The sequence below is a fragment of the Caulobacter sp. P1_B12_2 genome (genome assembly GCF_056406675.1).
Window position 1 is genome coordinate 1 of record NZ_JBFTZS010000126.1, and the last position, 10,703, is coordinate 10,703.

The 10,703-nt window shown below is 69.8% G+C and carries 9 protein-coding genes and 1 pseudogene; 6 read left to right on the forward strand and 4 right to left on the reverse strand.

From position 1 onward, the window contains the following. Window positions 1-1,389 (reverse strand): AlkA N-terminal domain-containing protein (locus AC1DZ6_RS09955; RefSeq protein WP_477097027.1); only part of this gene is annotated, 1,389 nt, incomplete at its 3' end. Window positions 1,390-1,702: 313 nt separating this feature from the next. Here AC1DZ6_RS09955 and AC1DZ6_RS09960 point away from each other — a divergent pair. Next, window positions 1,703-2,764 carry a hypothetical protein gene (locus AC1DZ6_RS09960; RefSeq protein ID WP_477097028.1) on the forward strand — a complete coding sequence of 354 codons (1,062 nt, stop codon included), beginning with the start codon at window positions 1,703-1,705 and terminating at the stop codon, window positions 2,762-2,764. A 297-nt stretch (window positions 2,765-3,061) separates the two neighbouring features. Beyond that, entirely contained in the window at window positions 3,062-4,156 is a 1,095-nt protein-coding gene (locus AC1DZ6_RS09965) for a hypothetical protein (RefSeq protein ID WP_477097029.1), read from the forward strand. 93 nt (window positions 4,157-4,249) lie between these two features. On the opposite strand, the gene AC1DZ6_RS09970 is transcribed toward AC1DZ6_RS09965, so the two are convergent. The 3 genes from AC1DZ6_RS09970 to AC1DZ6_RS09980 form a co-directional block, all read right to left on the reverse strand. Next, window positions 4,250-5,557: an acyl-CoA dehydrogenase family protein gene (locus tag AC1DZ6_RS09970; RefSeq protein WP_477097030.1), complete on the reverse strand. Its 1,308-nt coding sequence runs from the start codon at window positions 5,555-5,557 to the stop codon at window positions 4,250-4,252. A 177-nt stretch (window positions 5,558-5,734) separates the two neighbouring features. Further along, window positions 5,735-6,733, reverse strand: coding sequence for a transporter (locus AC1DZ6_RS09975; RefSeq protein WP_477097031.1), 999 nt, complete (start codon window positions 6,731-6,733; stop codon window positions 5,735-5,737). Window positions 6,734-6,781: 48 nt separating this feature from the next. Then, on the reverse strand, window positions 6,782-6,976 hold the full coding sequence (locus AC1DZ6_RS09980; protein ID WP_477097032.1) for a hypothetical protein: 195 nt from the start codon (window positions 6,974-6,976) through the stop codon (window positions 6,782-6,784). Here AC1DZ6_RS09980 and AC1DZ6_RS09985 point away from each other — a divergent pair. The 4 genes and pseudogenes from AC1DZ6_RS09985 to AC1DZ6_RS10000 all read left to right on the forward strand — a co-directional run. Continuing rightward, the gene (locus AC1DZ6_RS09985) at window positions 6,975-7,577 is read left to right on the forward strand and encodes a GNAT family N-acetyltransferase (protein WP_477097033.1); all 603 of its coding nucleotides are present in this window, start codon (window positions 6,975-6,977) and stop codon (window positions 7,575-7,577) included. The two genes, AC1DZ6_RS09980 and AC1DZ6_RS09985, sit on opposite strands and share 2 nt — an antisense overlap. Window positions 7,578-7,784: 207 nt before the next feature. After that, window positions 7,785-9,077, forward strand: coding sequence for a hypothetical protein (locus AC1DZ6_RS09990; protein WP_477097034.1), 1,293 nt, complete (start codon window positions 7,785-7,787; stop codon window positions 9,075-9,077). Between the two features lie 188 nt (window positions 9,078-9,265). Beyond that, on the forward strand, window positions 9,266-9,988 hold the full coding sequence (locus AC1DZ6_RS09995) for a DUF4908 domain-containing protein (RefSeq protein WP_477097035.1): 723 nt from the start codon (window positions 9,266-9,268) through the stop codon (window positions 9,986-9,988). A 120-nt stretch (window positions 9,989-10,108) separates the two neighbouring features. Continuing rightward, a pseudogene (locus AC1DZ6_RS10000) lies at window positions 10,109-10,703 on the forward strand (adenosine deaminase); the annotation flags it as partial.

Here is a 10,703-nt window from a genome sequence, read left to right on the forward strand (position 1 = left end):
GCTGGCCAGCAGCTGATCCGCCGTCGGACGAACGCCGTCGGTGTCGGCCAGGGCGCGCATCAGGGCGACGTCGGCGGCCGGGAAGGCGTCGGGCTCGCGCAGCTGGCGCATGGCGATGTACTGGGCCGTCCATTCGCCGATGCCGGGCAGGGCGCGCAGGCGGGCGACCATCTCGGTCAGGCCGGCGGTCGGGGCCAGCAGGTTCGGGTCGTCGGCGATGGCCCGAGCCATGGCCGACAGGCAGCGAATGCGTGCGCCGGGCATCTTCAAGCCGGAGAGATCGGCGGCGGCCAGGCGCTCGGCGGACGGGAAGGCGTGGGTCAGGCCGGGTTGCGCCCAGGGCTCGGCCAGCGGCTCGCCGTGCGCCGCGACCAGGTCGCCGGCCAGCTTGCGGGCCTGGATGACGGTGATCTGCTGGCCCAGGATCGCCCGCACCGCCAGCTCGAACCCGTCCCAGGCGCCGGGCACCCGCAGGCCGGGGCGCAGCGCCACCATCCGCGCCAGATCCGGATCGCCCGACAGCACCTCGCCGATGCCGACCGGATCGGCCGACAGGTCGAACACCCCGCGCACCCGGGTCAGGATGCGGGGCAGGGCCGAGGGCTTGGGGAAGCGCACCGCCACGCTCAGACGGTCGCCGTCGAGCGGCGTCACGGCGATGGTCCCGGCCGCGCCGTCCAGGGCGATGACCCGGCGGTAGACGTTGTTGTCCACCGCCTCGACGCCGGGAATGGCGCGCATGGCCAGGAAGGCCAGCATGCCCTCCCAGTCGTAGGGCGGGCGATAGCGCAGGGTCAGGGAGATGGCCTCCCCCGGAGGCGCGGTGGGCGTCTTGCGCCGGCGCAGGGCGGCCGGCGGCCGGTCGTAGAGCTGCTGGAAGGTCTCGTTGAAGCGCCGCACGCTGCCGAAGCCGGCGGCCAGGGCCACTTCGCCCATCGGCAGGTCGGTCTCGTGGATCAGCTGCTTGGCCAGCAGCACCCGCCGGGTCTGGGCCACCCCGACCGGCGTCGCGCCTAGGTGCTGCAGGAACAATCGCCGCAGCTGCCGCCCGCCGACGCCCACGCGCTCGGCCAGGGTCTCGACGTCGCTGTCGTCCAGCGCCCCGGCCTCGATCAGCGCCAGGGCGCGAGACACCGTATTGGACGCTCCGTTCCACGCCCCCAGCTGCGGCGAGGTTTCGGGCCGGCAGCGCAGGCAGGCGCGATAGCCGGCCTCCTGGGCCGAGGCGGCGCTGGCGTGGAAGGTGACGTTCTGGCGCAGCGGCGTGCGGGCCGGGCACACCGGCCGGCAGTAGATGCCCGTCGTCCTCACGGCCACGAACAGCCGGCCGTCGAAGCGGGCGTCGCGGGTCTGGATGGCGCGGTAGCAAACGTCGGGGTCGAGATCCATGCGCCCGATCATAGCCCCGGGCGGGACGACGTCTCGCGGTTTTCGGACGTCGTCATCTGTCCGGCCGCAATCGCGTGGGCGTGATCTTCGAGGCGCCAAATTCATCGAGTCGCGAATGTCTACTTCTCGACACTTCTGTATTCAATGATACAATCCCGACATTGTCGCCGCTACTCAAGCTTTGGTGCGACAAATCGCGCACCGAAAACGGTCCAATACACGAACCTTAACGTCCGATTCGGTATGAACATTACGAGGCGATCAACCGCGATGGTTGCCCAATAGGCCCCAAGTTGGGTGTGGGGCCATCACCATGAAGTATCCTGTTCTCTGGGCGACGAGCGCGCTGATCGCCGCCGTCGCCATCTCCGCCACGCTCGTCGGAGGGAGCGCGGTCGCACGCCAGGAGCGCGGCGCGCCCGGCGTCAGCCTGGCCCGCGACCTGGTCGCCGCGGCCAGCGCCTTCGAAACCTACACCCGCGGAGCGGGGACCATCTCGGCGGCGTTCGAGAGCGGCGGCGGCGTCGCTGACGCGCTGACCAAGGGCGCGGCCTACCAGCCCGAGCAGCTGGACGCCGGCATGGTCGCCTACGGCGCCATCGCGGCCTTGCAGGAGGAAGCCTTCATCGACGGCGTGCGCCGGGCGGCGCGCGAGACGTCCGCCGAAGCGCTGGTCGAGCGTCTGCGGACCAATCCCGAGAGCGTCGTCGAGATCGACGGCGTCGGCGCGGCCGCCGGCCGGGCCCAGGCGGCGCTGCTCAAGCGCGCCGCGCCGCTGGGCGTCACCGGCAAGGCGGTCAAGCAGGCGGCCTACGACGTCCAGCACCAGGACTGGTCCAAGAGCCCGATCGCCGACGGCGCCGGCCGCCTGGCCAGGGTCAAGGCGATGTCGGCTGTGTTCTTTACGCCCGGCGACGACGACGCGGGACGACTGATCCAGGCGGCGACCGCGCCGCGTGAAGCGGGCGGGTCCTCCAGCTTCGGCGGGGGCGGCGAGGGCGGCGCGGCCTTCACCCCGGTGACCGTGCGCGCCGCCGCCCTGGCGGCCCTGGCCGTGCTGGGCGCGGCCGGCGAAGACGACGTCGCAAAGCTGGACGTCGTCATGCACGAGAAGAAGAGCGGGTTCTGCATGAAGATGGCCAAGCTGAACCTCTATCAGTGTCTGGCCGTGGCCGGTCCGCACTACGAGGACGTCTTCTGCCTGGGACAGCACGCCCTGATCGACACCGCCCAGTGCGTCAACGACGCCGCCGGCGGGGCGAAGGTCCCGACGGCGGCCCCGGCGCCGACCCCGCGCCCGGTTCCGGGGTTCATGATCCCCGTGGCCGGCCAGTCGATGGCGGCGATGAGTTCGCCGGTGCCGACAGGGAACTAATCCGCCTTCATCCCACCGATCTGAGTTCGCGAGCTTGTGTTAACCACAGCATAGAAGTGTCGAATTCTCGACATTCCATAGGTTAAAACCCTGATTATGGCCGATGAAGTCCCCTATGGCGACAAATATGGGCAATAAAAATATTCCAATACGCAAACAATATGGCTCGATTTGACGTAAGTATTGAGGAATGCTCGACATTGAGGGACGTTTAGTGGGGCTGAGGTTCAGCCTGGGGCTAGGAAGATGAAAAATCCTGTTCTTTGGGCGACGAGCGCGCTCATCGCCGCTGTCGCCGTGTCTGGTGTGCTTGTCGGAGGAGGGGCCGTCGCGCGCCAAGAGCGCGGCGAGCCCGGTGTCAGTCTGGCCCGCGACATCGTCGCCGCGGCCAGCGCGTTCGAGACCTACACGCGCGGCGTCGGGACCATCTCGGCGGCGTTCGCGGACGGCGGGGGCGTCGCCGACGCCCTGGCCAAGGGTTCGGCCTACCAGGCCGAGCAGCTGGACGCCGGCATGATCGCCTACGGGGCCATCGCGGCCCTGCAGGAGCAAGCCTTCATCGACGGGGTTCGCCGGGCCACGCGCAACACCCCGCCCGAGGTGCTGGCCGCCCGTCTGCAAGACGATCCTGAGAGCGTCATCGAGATCGAGGGCGTCGGAGCTGCGGCCGGCAGGGCCCAGGCGGCCCTGCTCAAACGCGGCGCGCCGCTGGGCGTCACCGGCAGGGCGGTCAAGCAGGCGGCCTATGACATCCAGCGCCAGGACTGGTCGCAGGGGCCGATCGCCGACGGCGCCGGCCGCCTGGCCAGGGTCAAGGCCATGTCGTCCGCCTTCTTCAATCCTGGCGAGGAGGACTCCGGCCGGCTGATCCAGGCGGCGACCGCCCCGCGTGAAGGCGCGAGCGGCGGCTTCGGCGGCGGCGGCGAGGGCGGGGCGGTCTTCACCCCGGTGACCGTGCGGGCCGCGGCGCTGGCGGCGCTGGCGCTGCTGGGCGCGGCCGACGACGACCATGTCGGAGGGCTGGACAACGTCATGCGCGAGGAGAAGAGCGCCAACTGCATGAAGATGGCCAAGCTGAACCTGTACCAATGCCTGGCCGTGGCCGGTCCGCAGTACGAGGATGTCTTCTGCCTGGGCAAGCACGCGCTGAGCGACACCGCCCAATGCGTCAACGACGCGGCCGGCGCGGCGCGGGCTCCGGCGGCCTCGCCGATCCCGGCGGCGGCGGCTTCGCGTGCGGCTCGCGGCGTGTTGATCCCGGTGGCGGGCGTGCGCGTGGCGGCGATCTCCCCCGTTCCCGAAGAGCCGTCCGGCCTCGCCGACTACCAACCGGGCTCGACCTATTCGGAGGTGCGCCAAGAGCCCCTGCAGCCGGCCCAGCGTCGTTGGTGATCAGCCGGCGTCTTCACGGTTGATCATGGGGCAATAGAAAAGGCCTCCCGGAGCGATCCGGGAGGCCTTCGTCTTGGACGCCCAGGGCGTGGATCAGCGGATCCCGGCCACTTCCCGCGCGGCTTCGCGCTCGACCTTCTGCTGATAGGCCAGGTCGCCGTACTTGCCGTACTCCATGCGGGCGATGGTGCGCTCGTGCACCTCGTCCGGGCCGTCGGCCAGGCGCAGGGTGCGGATGCCGGCATACGCTTTCGCGAGCCCGAAGTCGGTGGTGACGCCGCCGCCGCCGTGGGCCTGGATGGCGTCGTCGATGATCTTCAGGGCCAGGCGCGGGGCCGCGACCTTGATCATCGCGATCTCGAGGCGAGCCGACTTGTTGCCGGCCTTGTCCATCATGTCGGCGGCCTTCAGGCACAGCAGGCGGCACATCTCGATGTTGATGCGGGCTTCGGCGATGCGCTCCTCCCAGACCGACTGGTCGGAGATGTACTTGCCGAACGCCTTGCGGCTCATCAGGCGGCGGCACATCTTCTCCAACGCCACCTCGGCGGTGCCGATCGTGCGCATGCAGTGGTGGATGCGGCCGGGGCCAAGGCGGCCCTGGGCGATTTCGAAGCCGCGGCCCTCGCCCAGCAGCAGGCCTTCCTCGACCGGCACGCGAACGTCCTTGAGGATCACCTCGGCGTGGCCGTGCGGGGCGTCGTCATAGCCGAACACTGGCAGCATACGGACGATCTCGATGCCGGGGGCGTCCATCGGCACCAGGATCTGGCTCTGCTGCTGGTGGCGGCTGGCGTTGTCGGGATCGGTCTTGCCCATGACGATGGCGACCTTGCAGCGCGGATCGCCGACGCCCGACGACCACCACTTGCGGCCGTTGATCACGTAGAAGTCGCCGTCGCGCTCGATGCGGGTCTCGATATTGGTGGCGTCCGAGCTGGCCACCGCCGGCTCGGTCATCAGGAAGGCGCTGCGGATCTCGCCGTTCATCAGCGGGCGCAGCCAGCGCTCCTTCTGCTCCAGCGTGCCGTAGCGCATCAGCACTTCCATGTTGCCGGTGTCGGGCGCCGAGCAGTTGAAGACCTCCGAAGCGAAGCCGATCTTGCCCAGCTGTTCGGCGATCAGGCTGTATTCCAGGTTGGTCAGCTGCACGCCCTCGAACTGGAACGTGTCGTCGACATGGGTCTGGCCGCTGTGGGGCGGCATGAAGAAGTTCCACAGACCGGCGGCCTTGGCCTTGGCCTTCAGCTCCTCGACGACCTGGACGACCTTCCAGCGCTCGGCTCCGAGCACGTTCATCTCGGCCTCGTAGACCGGGATGGCGGGACGGATGTGCTCTTCCATGAACGCGGTGACGCGGTCGAGGAAGCTGCGCTGGGTGGCGGAGATTTCGAAATCCATGACGTTCCCGGTCCCGTTCTTATGATCTCAAACACTTGTTTGAAACCGTTCTAGACCGAACTGACGCGGACGGCAAGCGGGCTGGTGGACCAGGTGGGGACACACGCTCACGGCAAGGCGCAGGCGGGTCCGGCGCAGGCCGTGGGGTGAGTGTGTGTCCCCCTTTTCGCCCGCTGCCTACAGCACGTAGTTCACCGCGATCACCGGAGTCACCGAGGCGGTGGTGTTGCGGCCAGCCGGGATGATGCGGGCGCCGGCGATCACGCCCAGGACGGGGCTGAAATTGTACTCCACCGCCGGGGCCAGGATCAGGGCGTGGCTGACCGGCGAGCGGCGGTCGTAGGCCGTGCCGGCCCCGTCGAGGCCGGAGACCGTGGTCGCGGCGTCGCGCTGATAGGCGATGTCCATGGCCGCCACCCAGCGCTGGGTGAGGCTGTATTCGAAGGCCAGGTCGATGTTGAACGAGTCGCCCGGCTTGGCGTGGCCGTCGAAGCCCGTCGGCGTGCCGTAGACGCTGACGCCCTCGACATCGGCGTGGCCCGAGACCGTGTAGGCCAGGTTCAGACGGGTGCGCAGGATCCGGCCGGCGGGCGTCCAGAAATAGGTCTGGGAGTTCAGGCCGACCGTGGTAGCGTAGGCCCCGCTGCCGAAGCCGTCCTTGGGGCGGTTGTCCAGCTTGTCGTAACGGCCGGTGGGCAGGGTCTCCTGCAGCATCAGCGAGACGGTCGGAGTGCGCCCGCCTTGCTTCCATTGGGCCAGGCGGTACTGGCCCTGGACGGTCAGGTCGCCCAGCTGGACGCCCGAGCTCGACCGGCCGCCGGCCTTGGCGTAGCCGAAGCGCGGGATCAGGCCGGCGGTGAAGGTGTCGGTCACCCCGTACAGCAGGTAGGTCAGCGAGCCGAAGGTGTCGGAGTCCGGCGCGCTGTGGCGCTTGCCCTTGTCGTCGAGCACGCCATAGGGCTTGGCGTCGTAGAGATAGGGCTCGATCAGGGCGCGGCCCTTGGGCAGAGTCGAGGCGCCGGAGGCCAGCAGCGGCCCGGTCCACCAGGCCTCGTCCAGGCCTTGGCGTGCGGCGGCGGCGTCGGCGGCGAAGGCGAAAGTCGGGGTGAAGGCGGAAGCGGCGAGGGCCAGTCCGGCCAGCAGCGATGCGAACCCCAGGCGCGCGTTCGAAATCATGGTCGTCTCCCCCTCAGCAGCGTGGCCTTGAGCGGACACGAGTCGTCGTTAGGCGGTCTCGCACGCCGCCGCCGCCCGAAACTTGCGCATCGGCGTGTCAGGACGTGTCAGCAGGATGGGCCGTCCGTCACTCTTCACGCCGTCCTTCCGGGCGCAAAGAGCCACCTCGACCGAAAGATGGGGCGCCAGACCCGCGCCCCGGCCTTGCGCGGCGCCGCCGGTCGAGGCCATTGTCCCGCCCATGAACATCCAGATTCACCCCATCGAAGGCCGCTACGTGCGGCTTGAACCGATCACCCTCGACATGGCTGGCGACCTGCGCGCCGAGCTGAAGGGCGCGATCGACTGCGATCCCGCCAGCTGGGAGATCATGTCGACGAACGGCTGCGGCGAGGGCTTCGCCGACTGGTGGGGCGCGCTGAAGGGCGAGACCCAGCGCGGCGAGCGGATCGGCTACGCCATCCGCCGGCTGAGCGACGGCAAGGTGGTCGGCACGTCCAGCTATCTGAACATCCGCAAGCTGCACAAGGGCTTGGAGGTCGGCTCGACCTTCCTGCACCCCGACGCCCGTTCGGGCCCGGTCAATCCGGAGTCCAAGCGCCTGATGCTGGGCCACGCCTTCGACGCCGGCGCGATCCGGGTGGAGTTCATGATCGACGAGCGCAACAGCCGCAGCCAGGCCGCGATCGAGAAGCTGGGCGCCGATCGCGAAGGCGTGCTGCGCAATCACAAGATCACCTGGACTGGTCACGTGCGCGACACCGCCGTGTTCTCGATCACCGACGCCGACTGGCCTGGCGTCAAGCAGCGCCTGGATTTCCGCCTGCAGGAGACGTTCGCCTAGAACCCACCGCTCCGTCATCCCGGAACAAGTCCGAGGATGACGGTCGCGGGGTGTGTGAAGGATCATGCCGAGCAACGCTGCGCCTAATTGTCACGGTTTTGCGAAGAACGCTGATTTTTGAGGTAAAGATGGCGTTAGCTATCCTTACGTAAAGATTTCGCCAAGCTTTCGCGCGTAGTTTCCGCTCCCATGACGGCTATTGCGTGCTTGAGAATTCTGGTCGCCGGGACCGCCGAGGCGGGGCGGAGCCTGCCGGTCTCCCAGGTGGAAGCCGCCGCGGACCTGTATCTCAAACATCGCTGGAAGGCCCCGCGACGCTACGGCGCCGTCGCCCCCCTGGCCTTCGTGCTGGCCGACACCAAGGCCGAAAGCCTTGATCCGGTCGAGATGCAGACCCTGGCGGTCGAGCTGGAAGCCGGCCTGTTTCCGGGCCGTGAGGCCGGCCAGGTCTGCCTGCTGACCTTCGAGGGCGACGAGAAGGCCGTCCTGCAATTCGCCAGCCTGTCCCAGGCGTCGCTGGCCAGCCTGATCGCCGGCCGCGGCTATGCCGGCCCACCCGGCCACGTCCAGGTGATCACCGCCGAAGAGATCCGCGCCGTCCCCAGCGCCCCCAGCGAAGCCGTGGTCGACGAGCAGCTGCACGCCGCCCTGGCCAAGACGGAGCTGCCGCAGAGCGCGCCCGCCGCCGAGCCCGTGGTCGAGACCGCGCCGGCCGACGCCAAGGCCGCGACCCAACCCGCTCCCGCGGCCGCGTCCAAGCCCGCCGCCCCCAAGCCGGCGCCGGTCCCCGAAAAGCCCAAGGCGCCGCCCCCGCCCGCCACCGGCTGGTGGGGCCTGTACCATCCGCCGTCGGAATCCTTCGTCGGCGCGGTGATCGGCCTGCGGTCCGACCTGCTGGGCGCGCGTCCCACCGAGGACGCCGCCCTGCTGAACCGCGACCTCAACTGCCTGAACGACGCCCAGGGCGCCTTCGCCAAGGCCGGCGACGCGGGCATGCTGTTCGTGCCGTTCAGCTTCTGGAACCTGACCAGCCCCGCCTCGCAGGAGGCTTACAAGCGCCGGCTGTCGCGCTATCCGATGGCCCTGCAGGGCCGCCTGGGCGCGACGATCTACGACACGCCGCGCGAGCCCTCGCTGGGCCTGCTGGCCCAGATCCGCACGTTCCTGCAGCCGCACTTCGCGTTCATCGACCTGAACATCACCGAGCCGAACTTCCCGGTCGGCACCCTGCCGGGCGATCTGGCCACCAGCATCACCCTGTCGCTGCCCGACGACGACCTGCGCGCCCGCGTCGAGGCGATCGCCCGGTTCGCCTCGGCCCAGGGCGCCTACCGCGCCAAGGGAGTCCGCCAGGGCGTCACCGGCCTGCGCGACGTCAAGGAGCTGGAAGCCTGTCGCGCCGCCGGCCTGCGCTTCGTCTCCGGCCCGGCGATCACCGACCTGATGGCCAGCCCGATCGGCGCCGCCGCGGCCCAAAGCCTGCCGCTGAAGGTCGCCTAAACCCGGCCGGCCTCGGCCGAACCCGGCCCGGTCATTCTTTCGCCGCGTTAAGGGCCAAGCTTCTCCCCTCGAGATTGGCGGGCAATCTCATGACGCCCTGGGCTTTCCACGGCGCGGTGCGTGGGACAGCGTTCAAGATGAGGTTCCGGCGCTCAGGCCGCCGCCAGGCTTGGTGGGTCGCGACGTCGATGGCGCTTCTGGCGGCCTGGTCGCCGCTGTCCGGCGTGAAGGCCGAAACGCTCAAGGAGCGCCTGGAGGCTCGGGTCGGCCTGCGGTCCAGCCCCGTCTTCGCGCCCAGCGGCCGTTTCCAGACCGAGGGCGGCGACGTCTTCGTGCTGGACCGCACCGGCCCCAAGGTCCTGCTCAAGTTCCAGAACCGCGACGAGGTCTGGGTCCTGGAAGGCCATCCCGCGCCGCGCGGCGACACGGTGTTCAAGAACGACGTCGGCGAGACCGTGCTGCGGGCCAGCAAGCTGGGCGGCCTGACCCTGTTCACCCGGCGAACACCGGACGGCCAGGCGGTGATGCTGACCGGCCCCGCCGAGCCGTTGTCCACCCGCCGGCCCCTGTCGTTCGTGGCGCYGTTCCGGGCCATGGTCGCGGCGGGCCACCGCGCCACGCGCGCCGCCCAGCACCCGATGACCGTGACCGCGGTGGACACCGCGACCGCCGAGACCGCCTGGCCGATCGCCGACGCGGCCGTGGTCGTCGCCGAGACGTTCGAGGATCTGGACCGCTCGGGCCGCCGCGACCTGCTGGCCCGCTGGCGGCGGGTGAACCTGGCGATGGGCGACAAGGCCGACGTCAGGATCGACGGCGACGTCCTGGTGATCGTCCTGAACCCCAAGAAGGGCGTCGCGGGCCGGCCCTCGTCGGCCAGGATCGCCCGGGCTCTGAAGCGGGGGCGCTGAAAGGCGGGCAATGGGCCGGCGATCCGTGCGCCGAGCATCTTGGGGCTGGATTTGCCGGGCGATGCCGATCACCTTGGCCAATCACCTTCGGGTGGCGCGAAACAGGGGCGGGGCGAGACGATGATCGGCGTGAAACGACTGGCGGGCGTGACCTTGTGCGCCTTGCTGCTGACCTCGGGCGCGGCCGCCGCCCAGCCCGCCCCAAAGCCCGCCCCGAGCCCCGAGGCCCGCACGGCCGCCCGCTTCGACGCCATGGTCAAGGACCGCGCCCAGCTGCGGCTGTTCCTGCGGGCCATGCCCAAGGGCGGCGACCTGCACAACCACCTGTCCGGCGCCGCCTATGCCGAGGACTTCCTGGCCTGGGCCGGGGAGGGCGGCCTGTGCGTCACCACCGGCCCGCTGCCGGCCATTGTCACCGGTCCCTGCGACGCGCCCGGCAAGGTGTCGGCCAAGGATCTGGGCAAGACTAACGCGGCCCTCTACGGCCGGGCGATCAACTCGCTGTCGATGCGCAATTACAACGCCGGCGCCGACGGGGCCCTGCCGTCCGGCCACGACCAGTTCTTTTCGACCTTCGGCCGGTTCGGCACGGCGACCGACGGCAATCTGCCGGCCCTGCTGGCGGTGGCTCGCGACTACGCGGCCGGCGATCACGTCAGCTATGTCGAGACCTCGGTGAACCCGTCGGCCATGTATGACCTGGTCGCCGTGACCC